The sequence below is a fragment of the Myceligenerans cantabricum genome, assembly GCF_054777735.1.
Genome location: NZ_BAAHAJ010000012.1, coordinates 104,759 through 121,738, shown reverse-complemented (window position 1 = coordinate 121,738; position 16,980 = coordinate 104,759). Strand labels below are relative to the sequence as shown.

Here is a 16,980-nt window from a genome sequence, read left to right as displayed (position 1 = left end):
GGGCAGGTGATCGCGCGGTGCTGCCCCGCCGCCGGCGGGATCTTCGCCGGCGAGAGGGGCAGCGCACCCGGCGCGCCAGGGTTATCCCGCCGGGCCGGACTCCCCGTCCGGCGTGGCCAGGAGGCGTGGGAGGCGGATCGGCTGCGCGTCCGGGCCTCTCCATCTGATGGGGAGCTTGTCGTCGTCGCCGAGCTCGGGGAACTTGTCGTGCCCGTTGAGGTAGAGCACGACCGTGTTGACGAGCGCGACGAGCGGCACGGCGAAGAGCGCACCGGCGATGCCGGCCAGGAACGACCCGGCGGCCACGGACAGGATGACGGCCACCGGGTGCAGGGAGACCGCCTGCCCCATGAGGAACGGCTGCAGCACGTGGCTCTCGATCTGCTGCACGAGGATGACGATGCCGAGCATGATGAGAGCGGCGACCCAGCCCTTGGCGACGAGCACCACCACGGTCGCGATCGCGCCGGTGACGATGGCGCCGACGACCGGGATGAACGAGCCCACGAACACCAGGACCCCGATCGGTACGGCGAGCGGCGGCACGAAGAACACCGAGCCCAGGCCGATGCCGATGGCGTCCACGCCGGCCACCAGGATCTGGGTGCGCGCGTAGGCGGACAGCGTGACGACGCCGCGTCGTCCCGCCTGGTGCACGTGGTCCCGCGCGGCCACCGGGAGCAGGCCGACCAGCCAGCCCCAGATGCTGCGCGGGTCGTGCAGGAAGAAGAACGCGCAGAACAGTGCGATCAGCGTGCCGATCAACAGGTTTCCCGCGGTGGCGGCGGCGCCCAGCGCACCCGCGATGATCGCGTCCCGCTGGCTCTCCAGCTCGTCGAGGACGTCGGTCTGGTAGTCGGTCAGGGTGAGCCCGAACTGTTCGTCGAGGAGGACGGCCAGCTCGTTGAAGCCTGCCACGACCTCCTCGGACAGCTCGGCGAACCCGGTCGCGACCTGCTGACCGGCGAAGGTCACGAGCCCGGCGGCGACGGCGATCATGCCCAGCAGGGAGAGCCCGGCGGCGAGCCCGCGGGGCAGCCGGAGGTGGTCCTCCAGGAACCGCCGCACCGGGGTGAGCATCACCGCCAGGAGCAGCGCCACCGCTACGGGGAGGACGATCACCTGGAGCTGGGCCAGCAGCCAGCCCACCGCGGCGACCGCGGCGCCGATCAGGAGGACGCGCCACGACCACGACGCCCCCTCGCGGATGGCGCGGGGGACGGTGCTCGCGCCGTCGGCCGCGCCGTCGCCGGGGGCGGCCGGCTTCTTCACGTCATCGGCCACCTGCTCCGCCGGATCGCCCGCCGCGGCCTGCGCCCCACCGGCCCCCGGTGCTGCGTCTGCGGCCGCGACGGCGGACTTGTTCTCGCTCACGCTCCCCAAGGTAAGCGATCCGCAGGCAGGCACCACCCGCAACCACGCGCAGGTCACAGGGACACGCCAGTTCCTGCACAGAAACGCCGTCTACCACAGCCGGAGTACCGTGCCGGGCGATTTCGGTCAGGGCTGAAACATGGGCAGGACCCGGGATTTTCCTTTCACCTCGTCGCACCTCTTGCCATCCTGAAAGGGTGTCCGAGACCTACACGCTCCACTGCACCGACGGCGACCCCAGCAGGGTCGTCACCGTCCTGCCCGGGCAGGGTTACACCGCGATGGGGCCGCTCCTGTACTACCCGCGCGCGGCGCTGGACGCACTGGGCTGGACCGTCCGCGTCGTCGAGTGGCAGGGCGAGGTCGACCTCGACGCCGCACGCACGGTGGCCGCGGAGGTGCTGGAGGGCGAGGACGCACCGGCGGCGGACGCGACGCACATCGTGCTCGGCAAGTCCCTCGGCACCCTGGCCCTGCCGGTCGCCGCCCGGCTCGCGCTGCCGGGCGTCTGGCTGACGCCGCTCCTCACGCGGGACGACGCCGCCGACGTCCGGACCGCCGTCGCGGGCCTCCGGTGCGACCACCTCCTGATCGGCGGGACCGCCGACCCGACCTGGGATCACGACCTCGTCTCCGGCCTCCGCGCGGACTTCGTGGAGGTGTCCGGCGCCGACCACAGCCTGGAGATCCCGGACGACTGGCGGAAGAACTCGGAGACCGTCCAGGACGTGACGTCGGAGATCGAACAGTTCGCGGCATCCTTCGACGCCGACTGACCGGGCTGGAACAGGGGACGGCGGTCAGGCGTTGCAGGGGTGTCACGTTCCACGGGAGGTAGCACCCATGTCGTTCTTCGATTCGCTGTTCGGTCAGGGAAAGACCACGATGGTCGCCCCCGAGGAGGCTCTCGCGGGCCGCGAGTCACCGATCCTGCCGGCGCCGCGCTCCCACACCGTCCTCGGCACGTCGCTCACCGGCCCCTGGGAGCCGGGCACGCGCGTGCTGTACCTCGCGATGGGGTGCTTCTGGGGCGCCGAGGAGATCTACTGGCAGCTCCCCGGGGTGGTGTCGACCGCAGTCGGCTACATGGGCGGCACGACGCCGAACCCCACCTACGAAGAAGTCTGCTCCGCGCGGACGGGCCACACCGAGACGGCCATGGTCGCCTACGACCCGGCGCGCGTCTCCGAGGAGGAGCTCCTGAGGATCTTCTGGGAGCGCCACGACCCCACGCAGGGATTCCGGCAGGGGAACGACGTCGGCACCCAGTACCGCTCGGCGGTCTACTGGACCACGCCCGAGCAGGCCGACGCGGTCCGTGAGACGGCCACCCGCTATGCGGAGGTGCTCGCGGCCAAGGGGTACGACCCGATCACCACCGAGATGCGCCCGGCCGCGGAGGTGGGCACCTTCTACCTCGCCGAGGACTACCACCAGCAGTACCTGAGCGACGCGAAGAACCCGAACGGGTACCGCTGCCACGCCACGACGGGCGTCCCGTTCCCCGACGCCGCCTGAGCGCGCGCGGCTCGTCACGGCGGCCCGGCCGCGAACGACCCGGCCGCCGTCGGGGTCGCCCGCACGACGGCCGAGAGGACGACGACGGCACACTCGCCGGAAGACGGCACCGCCGGGGTGACGGCCTGACGGGTCAGGCCGTCACCCCGGCGGTGCCAGGTGATCACCGAGTGATCAGGACATCCGGCGCCGACGCAGCACCAGCAGGGCGGCGCCGCCGCCGGCCAGCGCGAGCGCGAGCAGGGTGTAACCGATCGCGGGGCCGGCACCCGTCGAGGCGAGGACCTCGTCGTCCGGGGTGGTGGGCATGACCGACGGCTCGTCGGTGGGCTCGGCGACCGGCTCCGAGGGCTCCGCACCGGGCTCGGACGGCTCGGTCACCGGCTCCGAGGGCTCGACGCTGGGCTCCGACGGGGTCGGCTCCGGCTCGGACGGCTCGACGCTGGGCTCCGAGGGGGTCGGCTCCGGCTCGGGCTCCGTCGGGGTCGGGGTCGGCTCACCCGGAGCGTCGGTGTAGGTCACGGTGTAGTGGCTGATGTCCTTGCAGGACGAGTGCTTGATCGTCACCTCGGCGACCGGAGGATCGAACGTCTTGTACTCCGGCCCGAGCCCCTGCTTGGCCGACCCTGCCTTGACGCAGTAGCCGGTGATCAGCTTGCCCTCGGGCGCGGTGATGGTGATCTTCTTCTGATTACCCTCGACGTCGATCTTGCCGTCCTTCGGGCAGGTGTCGCCCTTGCCGAGGGTGTTGATCGACGCGGAGGTCTCGTGCGCGACAGGGGCAGCGGCGGCCGGGGCGGCACTCAGACCGACCGCGAGGAGCGCGATGGCTCCTAGAGCGGTGATGCGGTTCATGCGGGGGTGCTCCTTCAGCTGAGATGTCGCGCCACGGTGCACGCAACGAGCCGAAGGCTAGCGAGGATTCACAATTCTTCCAAAGCCCCAGGTAGTAGTTATGCCCGTGGAAGTAGCGGTATACCACGACCCGACCGTTTTTCACCCTTCCCGGTCGGCGCAACAAACCCGGGATGATTGCCTAAATTAGCCCGGACGACGCCTTTCCACGATTGCCGCGAGAGAATTCTTTGCCTTCCCTTTTATTTCTTTGCCCGTCGCCCTGCCCCGCCCCGCAGCCGCGAGGCGGGGCACGGGAGCGCGATGGCGGCCTCCTGGCAGCGCGAGCTTCACCCGCCGAAAGCAGCCTTCGTGCGACCCAACCACGAAAAAGCGAGCGATAACCTCTTATCGCCCTTTTCGCCGTTTCTTGTGGGTCGAGGAACCCTTCTTCTGCGCAGAAGCGCCCTGCCCACGCTTCTGCGGTGAAGCGCCCTGCCCACGACGGCGGACCTGGCCTGCCGACGAGCGGTCGCTCCCCTTCGCGCCTCTCGGAGCCCTCCGCTCGCGGGCCGGCTCCGAGGAGCCGGCCGGGGCGGCCCCCTCAGCACCGGACGGCCGCGACCGTCCCCGCCCTCGCGAGCTGTTGACGGTCCGCCCGCGGACGATCCCGATCATCTCCTCGACGAGATCGGTGGTGCGGTCGGCAGGCCACACGAGACCGACCGGCGCGGTGGGCCCGTCGTCGAGCCGCCGGAACACCACGTCCTTGCGATGGTGCAGCCGGGCGAGCGACATCGGCAGCACGGTGATACCCGCCGCCGCGCCGACGATCGCGAGCGCGTCCGCCGCCGTGGCAGGCCGTTCGAGCGGCGCCCCGTCGGGATCGACGGGCGCCCGCCCGGGCACCGCCGCGGAACCCGTCACCGGCGCGGCGCCCGAGACCCCGCGAGGCACGACCTCGGCACCGGGCCGCGCGGGCCCGTCGGGCCCCGTCGTCGCGTCGAGCGGCGTCGTCATCGCGGGATCGCCGGCACGACCGCCGGGAGCCGCGTAGAGCACGTCGTCGGCCGGGAGCCAGACGGTCTCGTCCACGAGGTCGCCCGGCGCGACCGTCTCCTCCGGCTCGAGGGCCGCCAGGAAGTGCTCGCGGTGCACGCAGACCACCGGGAGCTCCTCGTACAGCGGGATGCGGGAGAAGACCTCGGTGTCGACGGGGAGCCGGGCGATCGCGATGTCCGCCCCGCCGTCCCTGAGCACGGCGGGCGCGTCGGAGGGGTCGACCTGGACGAGCTCCAGCGCGACGTCGGGCAGCCGCTCGCGCCACACCCGCGCCCACTTTCCGGGTGTGGAGCCGGGGACGTAGGCGAGGCGGAAGGTCTCTGACACCTGCAAAGCATAGGCTTGGGCCATGGCAACTCCCTTCTCCCAGCAGGTTCTCAAGCCGACCAACGCGGCCAAGCGGCTCGGCGTCTACCTCCCCGCGACGCCGCCCGAGTTCCAGGAGAAGGGAATCAGCCGGGCCGAGATCGAGGAGCTGGAGAAGAACCCGCCCGAGTGGCTCTCCAACCTTCGCCGCAACGGTCCGCACCCGCGCCCCGTCGTCGCCGGGCGGCTCGGCATCTCCATCTCCGGCCTGGCCCGCGGCGGCGTGACCGAGCCGCTCACCACCGAGCAGATCGACGAGCTGCGCGCCGAACCGCCGGAGTGGCTGGTCCAGGAGCGCGCGAAGCACGCCCAGGTCCTCGCCGAGGAGCAGGCCGCCGAGAAGAAGCCCGCGCGGCCGCACCGCACCCGCAGCACCACGTAGGGCAGCGGAGGGGGCGCCGGAGCACCACCGCGCCGTCGAGCACCGCCGACCGCACCGGACCAGCCGCTCCGCGGCACCGCACCACAGAGGCCACGCGTGACCGACCCACTGACCACCATCCTGGACGCGCTGCGCCCCTACCCCGAGGACGGCACGCGCGCCGACGGCCCGGTCGCCGTGGACGCCACGGACCGTCTCCTGCTCGACGAGGCGCGCGACGCGATCACCTCCGCCGGGCCCGGCGAGGTCGTGACCCTCGGCGATCGGTTCGGCGCGCTCACGCTCGGCGCACTCGGCCTGGGCGCCCGCGACGTGCGCGTCCACCAGGACCCTGTCGACGCCGAGGCGGCGCTGCGCGCCAACGCGTTCGTGGCGCGGCGCAGCTCCTTCGACCACCACCCGCCCGGGGCCGGGCTGCTCGGCGGCGCGCGCGTGGTCCTGCTCCAGCTCCCGAAGTCCGCGGCCGAACTGACGGAGATCGCCGAGCAGGTGGCCCGGCACGCCGCCGACGACGTCGTGCTGTTCGCGGGCGGGCGCGTCAAGCACATGTCTCGCACGATGAACGACGTCCTCGGCACGGTCTTCGAGCAGGTCGTGCCCTCGCTCGCGCGCCAGAAGTCCCGGCTCCTCGTGGCCCGCGGCCCGCGGCCGGGCGTGCGCGAGCGCCTGCTGACCTACCCCGTGCGCGAGGTGCTGGACATACCGGGGTGCGCCGACGGCATCACCGTCGTCGCGCACGGGGGCGTGTTCGCGGGCGCCGCGCTCGACGCCGGCTCCCGGCTGCTCCTCCAGCAGTCGGACGCGTGGCCGCCGGCGTCGTCGGCGCGCCGGTCCGCCGTCGACCTGGGGTGCGGCAGCGGGATCCTGGCGACCGTCCTCGCGCTGCGCGGTCTCGACGTCGTGGCGACCGACCGCAGCGCGGCCGCCACCGCCTCGGCGAGTGCGACCGCGGCGGCGAACGGCGTCGGCCACCTGGTCAGGGTCCTGCGGGACGACGCCGGAGCGGCCCTTCCGGACGGTTCCGCCGACCTGGTCCTGCTCAACCCGCCGTTCCACGACCGGACCGCGGTCAGCACGGACGCCGCGCACCGCATGTTCGCGACGGCGGGCCGGGTCCTGCGGCCCGGCGGTGAGCTGTGGTCGGTGTTCAACTCGGCGCTGCGGTACCGGCCGGCGCTGGAGCGCGCCGTCGGCCCGACGGAGCAGGTCGCGCGGGATCCCCGCTTCACGGTGGCGCGGTCGGTCCGGAGGACCGGTGTCACGGATGCTGCGGCAACCACTTACTGACGCGTCAGTACACGGCTGCTAGATTCACCCGGTACGGAACCGCGCATCGCCGCCCGGGTCTCTCCGGGCGCAGAAAGGACTGTCGACGATGACACCCCAGTCCCCACGGACACGACGGCGCACAGGCGTCGGTATCGCCGCCGCGCTGGTCGTCGGAGGTGCCGCGGCCACGCTGCCGACGCTCGCCTCGGCGGACACCAGCGACGACGCCACCGCGGCCGCCGACCCGGACTTCGGTCCCAACGTCACGTTCATCGACGAGTCGTGGTCCACCGACGAGATCAACGCCACGCTGAACGAGCTCGACGACATCGAGCACTTCGGCACGGAGCGCCACCAGGTCTTCTTCGAGCCCGGCACCTACGGCAGCCCGGACGGCGCGGACGACCCGGCCACGGCTCCGGACATCGTCAACGCCGAGCTCGGCTACTACGAGTCGGTCGACGGCCTCGGCGCCCGGCCGGACGACGTCCTGATCAACGGTGCGATCCACGCGGAGCCCGAGGTGACCTGCCCCGACGCCCCGTGGGAGTGCCCCGGGCCCGGCTCGCTGAACAACTTCTGGCGCTCCATGTCGAACCTGGCGTTCAACCCGATCCAGCGCCCCACCCCCGAGGACGCCCAGCGCCCCCACCCGGCCGGCGTCGTCGAACCGCACCAGATGCGTTACGCGGTCTCGCAGGCGGCGCCGCTGCGGCGCGTCGACATCCAGGGCGACCTGACGATCTTCGGCCAGTTCGGCGAGTTCGGCTCGGGCGGCTACATCTCGAACTCGCGCATCGCGGGCACCGTCGCGAGCGGTTCCCAGCAGCAGTGGTACACGCGTGACAGCGAGATCGGCGGCTGGGACGGCGGCGTCTGGAACATGGTGTTCTCCGGCGTCGAGGGCGCGCCTGCCACCGACTTCGGCGACGCGCTCGGCGACGGCGCGGTCGGCGTGAAGACCACGCTCGACACGAACCCGGTCACCCGGGAGAAGCCGTTCCTGTACCGGGCCGACGACGGCGCGCTGCACGTCTTCGCGCCGCACGCCACGACGGAGACGTCGGGCGTCAACTGGTCGACCGACGCCGACGCCGGCGAGTCCCTGCCGCTCGACGACTTCTACGTCGCGAAGGCGGAGACCGACACGGCCGCCACGATCAACGCCGCGCTGGCCGAGGGCAAGCACCTGCTCCTCACGCCGGGCGTGTACGAGCTGGACGAGGCGATCACGGTCGAGAACGCCGACACCGTCGTGCTCGGCCTGGGCTACGCCTCGCTGACGCCCACCGCGGGCAACACCGCGCTGGTCACCTCCGACGAGCCCGGCATCCACGTCGCCGGGATCACGGTCGACGCGAACGTGCCGGAGTCCGAGACGCTCGTGCAGGTCGGGGCCGCGGACACGACGGCGTCGAAGGGCCACGGCAAGGGGCACGGCAAGGGCAAGGGCCACGGCAAGGGCAAGGGGCACGGCCACGGCCACGGCCACGGCCACGGCGAGCAGACCGCCGCCGACGCCGCCGACCCCGTCACCCTGACGGACGTCTTCATCCGCGTGGGCGGCCCGTGGGAGGGCAAGGCCGTCACCTCGATCGAGGTGAACAGCGACGACGTGCTCATGGACCACATCTGGGCCTGGCGCGCGGACCACGGCAACGGCGTGGACTGGGACGGCAACACCGGCGCCCACGGCGTCGTCGTCAACGGCGACCGCGTCACCGCGACGGGCCTGTTCGTGGAGCACTACCAGGAGAACCAGACGATCTGGAACGGCGAGGACGGTCGGACCGTCTTCTACCAGAGCGAGCTGCCGTACGACCCGCCGAACCAGGAGAGCTGGATGGACGGCGAGACCAACGGCTACGCGTCCTACAAGGTCGCGGACGACGTGGCGAGCCATGAGGCCGCCGGCATGGGCGTGTACTCGTACTTCTGGAACGAGATCGACATCCGCCTCGACTCGGCGATCCAGGTGCCGAACGCGCCGGGCGTCTCGCTCCGGTCGATGACGAGCGTGTACCTGGACGGCGACGGTGGCATCGACCACGTCGTCAACGGCCAGGGTGACCTGGTCGAGAACGGCAAGGCGACCGAGCAGATGATCGCCTACCCGGGGGCCGACGCCTCCTGAGGCCGACGTACTGACCGGGGACGACGACGGCCGCGCGGCCGCCTGTCGGACACGAGAGCCGAGGCGGTGGGTCCACGTGGGACCCACCGCCTCGGCGTCGTCGTGCGGGAGGGCTTACTGGACGCCCCTGACCTCCACGACGAAGACCAGGGTGGCCCCGCCCGGGATGCCGGCCTGCGGCACGCCGCGCGAGCCGTAACCGTGCTCGGCGGGGATGGACAGCAGGACCTTGTCACCGACGTTGCGGCCGACCAGGCCCTTGTCCCAGCCACCGATCACGGCGCCGACGCCGATCGGGAAGTCGATGGTGGTGCCGCGGTCGTAGCTGTTGTCGAACACGCCGCCGCCCCAGGTCTGCCCCAGGTAGTCGACGACGATCGTCCGGCCGGCCTCGACGACCGGGCCGGTGCCCTCCTCGAGCACCTGGACCTGCAGGCCCGCGGGGGCCTCGCTCTCAGGGAAGGTGAGTGCCGGCTTGCCGCCGGCCTGCCACTCGACGGTGGGAAGCGTAGTCACGGAAAGTGCCTCTCGGTCGGATTTGACGCCAGCCCCTGGCGCCCAACCGCTCCACCCTACGACGCACGGCCCTCGACGCGATCGCGGCGGGTGCGTTCGCGGGCCGCGGCCTGGCGCAGGGTCTCCAGGGCGGTGCGCACGGGGGGCGTGTCGGCGATCGGGTCGGCCACCACCGCGTACACCGAGCGGACCGGTGTGGGGCGCACGACCCGGACCCGCACGGCACCGGGCGGCAGGCTGATCGCCCCGAGCTCCGGCAGGACCGTGGGGCCGATCCCGGCGTCGACGAAGGCGAGGGCCGTCGGGTAGTCGTGCGCCTCGACGTGGAAGGTCGGGCTGAAGCCCGCGGAGGCGCACGCCTCCAGGAGCGCGCGGCGGCACCAGCCCTGCGTGAAGTCGTTGTCGATCCACGGCTCGTCGGCGAGCTCGGCGAGCTCCACCTCCTCCTTGCCCGCGAACCGGTGCCCGGCGGGGACGACGGCGACGTAGGCGTCGTCCAGCAGGTGGTGCGCTGTGAAGCCCGGCGTCCTGCGGTACTCCTGCATCATGACGACGAGCTGCAGGTCCGGCCGGTCCTCGGGACGGTCGGGGACGTCCTCGCGCAGCTCGAGGTCGAGGCGCAGGCCGGGGAAGTCGGTGATCAGGCGGCGGACGACGTCGGGCAGCCACGACGCGCCGACCGAGCCGAAGTACGCGAGGCTCAACGACCCGGTTCGCCCCGCACGCAGGTCGGAGACCAGGGTCTCGGCCGCGCCGAGGCGCGCGAGGACGCCGTCGGCCTCGCTCGCCAGCGTGAGCCCGGCGGCCGTGGGCCGCAGGCCACGGCCGGCCTTGGTCAGGAGCGTCAGCCCGGTCTCGCGCTGCAGCGCCGAGATGTGCTGGCTGACGGCTGACGAGGTGTAGCCGAGGTTGGCTGCCGCCGCGGCGACCGAGCCGCTGGCGACCACGGACCGGAAGACCCTGAGGCGGTGGACGTCGAGCATGGACCGATGATACAGCGACACTGAACAGTGATGCAGAAATAGTCGCTTGTGCTTGATGGTTGCCGAGGGTCAACATCGTGCCATGACCACCACCGGCGCCCCACCCCACACCCCGCCCGAAGCCTCCTCCGACGCCTCGTCGACCACCGTGTCCGGAAACCGCCGGACAGGACCCGTGGGCCCGGACGACGCTCACGACATGAAGACGGCCGTCACCCCGGAGCTCCAGGACCTCGACCGACACGAGGCCCCCGACCAGCGCGCCCGCTACCTCGTGCCGGTCGCCGCCGGCGTGACCGTGGTGCTGTGGGCCTCGGCGTTCATCGGGATCCGGGCCGCCGGGCACGACTACTCCCCCGGCGCGCTCACGCTCGGCCGGGTCGCCGTCGGGACGCTGGTGCTCACCCTGCTGGCCGGCGTCGCGGGGAAGCTCCGCGTCCCGCGCGGGCGCGTGCTCGCGGGCGTCCTCGTGTGGGGCGTGCTCTGGTTCGGCGTCTACAACATCGCGCTGAACGCCGCCGAGCGGACGCTCGACGCCGGGACCGCCGCGCTCCTCGTCCAGCTCGCACCGATCCTCACGGCGGTGGTCGCCGGGCTGACGCTGGGCGAAGGGTTCCCTGCCCGGCTGCTGACCGGGATCGGGATCGCGTTCACCGGTGTCGCGGTGATCGCGTGGGCGTCGTCGTCGGGCACGTCCGAGATCGGGGCCGTGCTGCTCGGGCTCGGCGCCGCGGTCCTGTACTCCGCGGGCGCCCTGCTGCAGAAGCGGATGCTGCCGAAGGTCGACGCGCTGACGATGACCTGGCTCGGCTGCCTCGCGGGCACCGTCGCCACCCTGCCTTTCGCGGGGACCCTGGTCACGGAGCTGGCCGCGGCGCCGGTGGCGGCCACGCTCGGCGTGCTCTACCTCGGCGCCTTCCCGACGGCGATCGCCTTCGCCACCTGGGGCTACGCGCTGTCGCACACGACGGCGGGCCGGCTGTCCGCCACCACCTACGCGGTCCCGCCGATCGCGGTGCTGCTCTCCTGGTGGCTGCTCGGCGAGGTCCCGGCACCGATCGTGCTGGCCGGCGGCCTGCTGTGCCTGGTCGGCGTGGTCCTGGCGACGCGCCGCCCCCGGGCCGCCCGCTGACCCGGCGGCGCCCGCACCCACCGAACGGGCCCCGCGCCTGGCGCCTGCCCGCGCTGCCGGCGCTCCGTCGCGGGATCGGTAGCTCCGGCTGTCGATCCCGCGGCCTTCCCCCGGCCGTATGCACGCCCCAAGAAGTCCGACACCCGCACCCACGGTTTGTCCAAGTGCACGCACGTGCGTAACCCTTTAGTCCATGACGACGGATTCACCCGAGGCCGCGGCTCCACAGGCGGCCCGGCGGCGCCCGCAGAAGCGCGCCGACACTCCCAAGCGCCCGGTCAAGGGCCACACCTCCAGCGACGGCGCCTCACCGCGGGCCTGGGACTGGCGCAGCAAGTTCCCGTCGATCGCCGACTACGGCTTCCTCTCGGACTGCGAGGCCAACGCCCTCATCGCGCCGTCCGGCGCGGTGGAGTGGATGTGCGTGCCCCGCCCGGACTCGCCCAGCATCTTCTCGGCGATCCTGGACCGCGGCGCCGGCCGTTTCCGGCTCAGCCCGTACGGGGTCCGGGTCCCGGTCGCCCGGCGCTACATCCCCGGCACGCTCATCCTCGAGACCACCTGGCAGACGTCCACCGGCTGGCTCATCGTGCGGGACACGATGCTCATGGGGCCGTGGCACGACGTCGAGGACCGGTCCAAGACGCACCGCCGCACCCCCACCGACAACGACGCCGAGCACATCCTGCTCCGCACGGTCAAGTGCGTGTCCGGCACCGTCGACCTCGAGGTGATGTGCGAGCCGCGGCCGAACTACGCGCGGAACGAGCCGAGCTGGTCCTACGACAACAGCGGCTACTCGAACGTCACCGCGAGGCTCGGCAAGCACAACCCGGACATCAGCCTGACGTCCGACCTGCGCTTCGGGCTCGAGGGCCGCCGGGCCATAGCGCGCACCCGGATGACCGAGGGCACCACGCACTTCGTCGCCATGTCGTGGGGCTCGCAGCCCGCGCCCAAGACCTGGCCCGACGCCGTCGAGGCGATGTGGCGCACCGAGCAGTACTGGCGCGACTGGATCACCCAGGGCAAGTTCCCCGACCACCCGTGGCGCATCTACCTGCAGCGTTCCGCGCTCACGCTGAAGGGTCTGACCTACTCCCCCACGGGCGCGCTGATCGCCGCGGCGACGACGTCGCTCCCGGAGACCCCCGGGGGCGAGCGCAACTGGGACTACCGGTACTCGTGGATCCGCGACTCGACGTTCGCCCTCTGGGGCCTGTACACCCTCGGCCTGGACCGGGAGGCGAACGACTTCTTCGCGTTCATCCACGACGTCTGCCGCGACAACAAGCAGCTCCAGATCATGTACGGCGTGGGCGGTGAGGAGACCCTCGAGGAGGCCGAGCTCGCCCATCTGTCCGGCTACGAGGGCGCCCGGCCGGTGCGCGTGGGGAACGGTGCCTACAACCAGAAGCAGCACGACGTCTGGGGTGCCGTCCTCGACTCCGTCTACCTGCACACACGCTCGCGCGAGCAGTTGCCCGAGTCCCTCTGGCCGATCCTGAAGCGCCAGGTGGAGGAGGCCGCGAAGCACTGGCACAAGCCGGATCGCGGCATCTGGGAGGTGCGCGGGGAACCGCAGCACTTCACGTCGTCGAAGCTGATGTGCTGGGTCGCCATGGACCGTGGGGCGAAGCTCGCGCGCATGTACGACGAGCACGACTACGCCGAGCAGTGGCAGAAGATCGCCGACGAGATCAAGGCCGACATCATGGCCAAGGGCGTCGACGACCGCGGCGTGTTCACCCAGCGCTACGGCGACTCCGCGCTGGACGCGTCCTTGCTGCTCGTCCCCCTGCTGCGGTTCCTGCCGCCGGAACACGAGAGCGTGCGCGCCACGGTGCTCGCCATCGCCGACGAGCTCACCGAGGACGGTCTCGTGCTGCGCTACCGCACGCACGAGACCGACGACGGTCTGGCCGGCGAGGAGGGCACGTTCACCATCTGCTCGTTCTGGCTGGTTTCCGCGCTCGTGGAGATCGGCGAGGTGGAGCGGGCCAAGGCGCTGTGCGAGCGGCTGCTGTCGTTCGCGTCGAGCCTGAACCTCTACGCCGAGGAGATCGACCCGACGAGCGGGCGGCACCTGGGGAACTTCCCGCAGGCGTTCACCCACCTCGCCCTCATCAACGCGGTCATGCACGTGATCCGCGCCGAGCGGGGCGACCCGCAGGACCACTACTTCGGATCCCGCCCGTCCTGACGGCGCCGGGGACGACGACGGCCCGGGTCACCTTCGCGACGAAGGTGGCCCGGGCCGTCGGGTTCAGCGATCAGTCTCCGCTGAAGATGTTGATGATCGCGATCAGGCGCAGGATCTCGGTGTAGAGCCAGACCAGCGTGACGATCAGGCCGAACGCCGCGGTCCACGCGAGCTTCGCCGGGGCACCGCCCTCGACGCCGCGCTTGATGAAGTCGAAGTCGACCATCAGGGACATGATCGCGAGCACGATCGCCACGGCCCCGATGATGATGCCCATCGGGCCGTTGCGCAGCCCGAACTCGCCCAGCACCCCGGTCCAGACCAGGACCAGGTTGACGACCGAGAACAGCGCGTAGCCGACCAGCGCCATCATCAAGAAGCGCGTGAACTTGGGCGTCACGCGGACCTTGCCGCTCCGGAAGAGGAACAGCGAACCCGCGAACACGGAGATCGTGCCGATCACCGCCTGCGTGACGGCGCCCTCGGCGATCCCGTTGTACACGAACGAGATGCCGCCCACGAACATGCCCTCGAACACGGTGTACGCGATGATCAGGAACGGCGACGGGTTCTTCTTGAACGCGTTGACCAGACCGAGCACGAGCCCACCGATCAGGCCGATCCACAGCAGGCCCGGCGCGAACAGGAACGTCGCCGCCGCGACGACGACCAGCAGGGCCAGCAGCCCGCCGGTCTTGACGATCACGTCGTCGTAGGTCAGGCGCTTGGTGTCGGCGCTGGTGGCCGACGGGGCGTCATACATCGCGCCCAGCTGCGACGGGTCCATGCCCTGCTGGCCCGCAGAGCCGTACTGGGCGTAAGGGTTGGGGGCGGTGGCAGTACCACCACGGGCGCCTCGCGGCGCTCCGGTGCGACGTGGTTCACCGAATACGTCGCTATTCGAAAAGACGGGGTTGCTCATGTGCTCCTCCTGGTAGTGGCACCCATGCTAATGAACGTCGCCGGTGCCCGGACAGTTCCCGGGCCTGGCGCGGCACGGCACGGCAACGGCAACGGCACGAGGGTCTAGACCGACCGGAGGACGTCCGTTTCCCCCTTCAGGATGATTCCTGGCGCCAGGAGGATGAGCCGGGCGGGTTTTCGGTGACGGACACCGGTGCCCCGGCTTAGTGTCGGGGTATCCGGCGTCGTCGGCCCGGACCGACCGGCGCCCGCACCCGGAGAACGAAAGCCACCACACATGACTTCAGCCACAAGGAGCGCACCATGATCGAGGCCCACGGTCTCGCCAAGCGATATGGCTCCAAGACCGCCGTCGACCACGTCAGCTTCACCGTCCCGCCCGGCCGGGTGACCGGCTTCCTCGGCCCCAACGGCGCCGGGAAGTCCACCACCATGCGCATGATCATGGGCCTGGACCAGCCCACGGCCGGCACCGTCACCGTGAACGGCCAGCCGTACGCGAAGCACGCGCGGCCGCTCGCCGAGGTCGGCGCCCTGCTCGAGGCGAAGGCCGTGCACTCGGGCCGCTCCGCCTTCAACCATCTGCGCGCGCTGGCCGCCACACACGGCATCCCCCAGCAGCGCGTGGCCGACGTCATCGACCTCACCGGGCTCGACTCGGTGGCGAGGAAGCGGGTCGGCGGGTTCTCGCTCGGGATGGGCCAGCGCCTCGGTATCGCGGCCGCCCTGCTCGGCGACCCGCAGACGCTCATCCTGGACGAGCCCGTGAACGGCCTCGACCCCGAGGGCGTCATCTGGGTACGCAACCTCGCCAAGCACCTCGCGTCCGAGGGCCGCACGGTGTTCCTGTCCAGCCACCTGATGAGCGAGGTCGCGCTCACCGCGGACCATGTCATCGTCATCGGCAGGGGCCGCATCCTGGCCGACACGTCCGTCGACGACCTCATCGCGGCCTCCGAGCGCAAGCACGTCCGCGTGCGCTCGCCGCAGGCCGGGGATCTCGCGAGCCTCCTGAAGGAGAAGGACGCGCAGATCAAGACGCCCGAGGCGGGCGTCCTGGAGGTCACCGGACCCGATGCCGCGTCCGTGGGCGAGCTCGCGGCCGCGAGCAAGATCGTGCTGCACGAGCTCACCCCCATCCAATCCACGCTGGAGGAGGCGTACATGTCTCTCACCGCCGACGCGGTGGAGTACCGCTCCGAAGACCTGGCCGCCTCCGCGGAGAGCTCGCGGCCCGAGCCCGCCGCGGCGCCGGCGGCCGCGCACCTCGCTGATCCGCCGACCGCGCCCGCCGGCGATCCTGCCGCCTCGGGCAACGGGAGGCACGCCGCCGACGCGACGGCGGCGACGTCCTCGCAGGAGGTGAGCGACCGATGAGCACGACGACTCTCGACACCCCGGCCCGCACGTCGCCGCCGTCCGGCGTGACCGTGAAGAAGGTGACCTTCGGACGGCTGCTGCGCTCGGAGTGGATCAAGCTCTGGACGCTGCGCTCCACCTGGTGGACGCTCGCCTCGACGGTGGTGATCCTCGTCGGGTTCGGCTTCATGATGGCGATCGTGGCGCAGCTCGTCGCCGACCAGACGGAGGGCATGGCCCCCGAGGAGCAGGCCGCCTCCGGGAGCTTCTTCACCGGGCCCATGGTGATCACCGGCGGCTACGAGTTCGCGGCCCTCGTGGTCGCGGTCCTGGGCTCCATGCTGATCACCGGCGAGTACTCCACCGGGATGATCCGGTCGACGTTCACGGCCGCGCCCCGCCGGCTGGGGGCCTACTTCGCGAAGGCCACGGTGCTCGCCGTGGTCACGGCCGTGCTCGTCACGGTGTCGCTGGGACTGGCCTGGCTCGTGACGTACCCCATCCTCGACAGCAACGGGATCACCGTCGACTGGGGCGACGGCGACCAGGTCCGCCAGCTGTACGGCACGGTGCTGTACACGGTCCTCGTGGCGCTGTTCGCCCTGGGGATCGGCACGCTCATCCGGCACACCGCGGGAGCGATCTTCACGGTCGTAGCCATCTTCATGGTGGTGCCGATCGTCTTCAGCATCGCCACGATCGCCGCCAGCCAGGTGCCGTGGGTGCTCGACGTGAACAAGTTCCTGCCGAGCATCGCCGGTTCGGCGATCACCCCGGCGGCGATGCAGACCCCGGAGGTCCTGGACCCCTGGGTCGGCATCGGCACCCTCGCGGCCTACACCGCAGCCGTGCTCGTCGCCGGCGCGGTCTCCCTCAAGACCCGGGACGCCTGAGACACCACGCGGCGGCGGCCGGGTCCGATTC

The 16,980-nt window shown here is 71.6% G+C and carries 16 protein-coding genes; 9 read left to right on the top strand and 7 right to left on the bottom strand.

Features of this window, described 5'->3' with window-relative positions:
* Window positions 1–81: 81 nt before the first annotated feature.
* The gene (locus tag ACYU96_RS17095; RefSeq protein WP_460756185.1) at window positions 82–1,374 is read right to left on the bottom strand and encodes an AI-2E family transporter; all 1,293 of its coding nucleotides are present in this window, start codon (window positions 1,372–1,374) and stop codon (window positions 82–84) included.
* 197 nt (window positions 1,375–1,571) lie between these two features.
* Here ACYU96_RS17095 and ACYU96_RS17090 point away from each other — a divergent pair, with 197 nt between their 5' ends.
* Window positions 1,572–2,150 (top strand): hypothetical protein, encoded by a 579-nt coding sequence (locus ACYU96_RS17090; RefSeq protein WP_460756182.1) that lies wholly within the window; start codon window positions 1,572–1,574, stop codon window positions 2,148–2,150.
* A 67-nt stretch (window positions 2,151–2,217) separates the two neighbouring features.
* Window positions 2,218–2,892, top strand: coding sequence for a peptide-methionine (S)-S-oxide reductase MsrA (msrA, locus tag ACYU96_RS17085; protein WP_460756180.1), 675 nt, complete (start codon window positions 2,218–2,220; stop codon window positions 2,890–2,892).
* Between the two features lie 14 nt (window positions 2,893–2,906).
* On the opposite strand, the gene ACYU96_RS17080 is transcribed toward msrA, so the two are convergent.
* The 3 genes from ACYU96_RS17080 to ACYU96_RS17070 all read right to left on the bottom strand — a co-directional run bounded on the left by ACYU96_RS17080 (window position 2,907) and on the right by ACYU96_RS17070 (window position 5,115).
* Window positions 2,907–3,059, bottom strand: coding sequence for a hypothetical protein (locus ACYU96_RS17080; RefSeq protein ID WP_460756177.1), 153 nt, complete (start codon window positions 3,057–3,059; stop codon window positions 2,907–2,909).
* A 7-nt stretch (window positions 3,060–3,066) separates the two neighbouring features.
* Window positions 3,067–3,747 carry an LPXTG cell wall anchor domain-containing protein gene (locus ACYU96_RS17075; protein WP_460756174.1) on the bottom strand — a complete coding sequence of 227 codons (681 nt, stop codon included), beginning with the start codon at window positions 3,745–3,747 and terminating at the stop codon, window positions 3,067–3,069.
* Between the two features lie 387 nt (window positions 3,748–4,134).
* Window positions 4,135–5,115 carry a LysR substrate-binding domain-containing protein gene (locus ACYU96_RS17070; protein ID WP_460756171.1) on the bottom strand — a complete coding sequence of 327 codons (981 nt, stop codon included), beginning with the start codon at window positions 5,113–5,115 and terminating at the stop codon, window positions 4,135–4,137.
* Between the two features lie 22 nt (window positions 5,116–5,137).
* Between ACYU96_RS17070 and ACYU96_RS17065 the strand changes: the two genes are divergently transcribed.
* The 3 genes from ACYU96_RS17065 (at window position 5,138) to ACYU96_RS17055 (ending at window position 8,939) form a co-directional block, all read left to right on the top strand.
* On the top strand, window positions 5,138–5,536 hold the full coding sequence (locus ACYU96_RS17065; protein WP_460756167.1) for a DUF5997 family protein: 399 nt from the start codon (window positions 5,138–5,140) through the stop codon (window positions 5,534–5,536).
* Between the two features lie 96 nt (window positions 5,537–5,632).
* Window positions 5,633–6,823, top strand: coding sequence for a class I SAM-dependent methyltransferase (locus tag ACYU96_RS17060; RefSeq protein ID WP_460756165.1), 1,191 nt, complete (start codon window positions 5,633–5,635; stop codon window positions 6,821–6,823).
* Between the two features lie 88 nt (window positions 6,824–6,911).
* A complete protein-coding gene (locus ACYU96_RS17055; RefSeq protein WP_460756162.1) occupies window positions 6,912–8,939 on the top strand; it encodes an adenylyl cyclase in 2,028 nt (675 codons plus the stop codon).
* A gap of 114 nt (window positions 8,940–9,053) precedes the next feature.
* Here the strand turns inward: ACYU96_RS17055 and ACYU96_RS17050 are convergent, their stop codons facing one another.
* Complete coding sequence (locus ACYU96_RS17050; RefSeq protein ID WP_460756159.1) at window positions 9,054–9,455, bottom strand: FKBP-type peptidyl-prolyl cis-trans isomerase; 402 nt, start codon at window positions 9,453–9,455, stop codon at window positions 9,054–9,056.
* A gap of 56 nt (window positions 9,456–9,511) precedes the next feature.
* On the bottom strand, window positions 9,512–10,438 hold the full coding sequence (locus tag ACYU96_RS17045) for a LysR family transcriptional regulator (protein ID WP_460756156.1): 927 nt from the start codon (window positions 10,436–10,438) through the stop codon (window positions 9,512–9,514).
* Window positions 10,439–10,637: 199 nt separating this feature from the next.
* Between ACYU96_RS17045 and ACYU96_RS17040 the strand changes: the two genes are divergently transcribed.
* Both ACYU96_RS17040 and ACYU96_RS17035 read left to right on the top strand, forming a co-directional pair.
* Entirely contained in the window at window positions 10,638–11,570 is a 933-nt protein-coding gene (locus tag ACYU96_RS17040; RefSeq protein WP_460756153.1) for a DMT family transporter, read from the top strand.
* Window positions 11,571–11,763: 193 nt separating this feature from the next.
* Complete coding sequence (locus ACYU96_RS17035) at window positions 11,764–13,773, top strand: glycoside hydrolase family 15 protein (RefSeq protein ID WP_460756150.1); 2,010 nt, start codon at window positions 11,764–11,766, stop codon at window positions 13,771–13,773.
* Window positions 13,774–13,843: 70 nt separating this feature from the next.
* On the opposite strand, the gene ACYU96_RS17030 is transcribed toward ACYU96_RS17035, so the two are convergent.
* Window positions 13,844–14,695, bottom strand: coding sequence for a Bax inhibitor-1/YccA family protein (locus ACYU96_RS17030; protein ID WP_460756148.1), 852 nt, complete (start codon window positions 14,693–14,695; stop codon window positions 13,844–13,846).
* Between the two features lie 305 nt (window positions 14,696–15,000).
* On the opposite strand from ACYU96_RS17030, the gene ACYU96_RS17025 reads away from it, so the two are divergent.
* Both ACYU96_RS17025 and ACYU96_RS17020 read left to right on the top strand, forming a co-directional pair.
* A complete protein-coding gene (locus ACYU96_RS17025; RefSeq protein WP_460756145.1) occupies window positions 15,001–16,074 on the top strand; it encodes an ABC transporter ATP-binding protein in 1,074 nt (357 codons plus the stop codon).
* Window positions 16,071–16,949, top strand: a complete 879-nt coding sequence (locus tag ACYU96_RS17020) for an ABC transporter permease subunit (RefSeq protein WP_460756142.1) — start codon at window positions 16,071–16,073, stop codon at window positions 16,947–16,949. The genes ACYU96_RS17025 and ACYU96_RS17020 overlap by 4 nt, the downstream gene beginning before the upstream one ends.
* Window positions 16,950–16,980 lie beyond the last annotated feature (31 nt).

What these genes read in the sequence shown, in the direction of transcription:
- msrA (WP_460756180.1), top strand. Translation starts at nt 2,218, where the DNA reads ATGTCGTTCTTCGATTCGCTGTTCGGTCAGGGAAAGACCACGATGGTC.
- ACYU96_RS17075 (WP_460756174.1), bottom strand. Translation starts at nt 3,747, where the DNA reads ATGAACCGCATCACCGCTCTAGGAGCCATCGCGCTCCTCGCGGTCGGT.
- ACYU96_RS17065 (WP_460756167.1), top strand. Translation starts at nt 5,138, where the DNA reads ATGGCAACTCCCTTCTCCCAGCAGGTTCTCAAGCCGACCAACGCGGCC.
- ACYU96_RS17055 (WP_460756162.1), top strand. Translation starts at nt 6,912, where the DNA reads ATGACACCCCAGTCCCCACGGACACGACGGCGCACAGGCGTCGGTATC.
- ACYU96_RS17045 (WP_460756156.1), bottom strand. Translation starts at nt 10,438, where the DNA reads ATGCTCGACGTCCACCGCCTCAGGGTCTTCCGGTCCGTGGTCGCCAGC.
- ACYU96_RS17040 (WP_460756153.1), top strand. Translation starts at nt 10,638, where the DNA reads ATGAAGACGGCCGTCACCCCGGAGCTCCAGGACCTCGACCGACACGAG.
- ACYU96_RS17035 (WP_460756150.1), top strand. Translation starts at nt 11,764, where the DNA reads ATGACGACGGATTCACCCGAGGCCGCGGCTCCACAGGCGGCCCGGCGG.
- ACYU96_RS17030 (WP_460756148.1), bottom strand. Translation starts at nt 14,695, where the DNA reads ATGAGCAACCCCGTCTTTTCGAATAGCGACGTATTCGGTGAACCACGT.
- ACYU96_RS17025 (WP_460756145.1), top strand. Translation starts at nt 15,001, where the DNA reads ATGATCGAGGCCCACGGTCTCGCCAAGCGATATGGCTCCAAGACCGCC.
- ACYU96_RS17020 (WP_460756142.1), top strand. Translation starts at nt 16,071, where the DNA reads ATGAGCACGACGACTCTCGACACCCCGGCCCGCACGTCGCCGCCGTCC.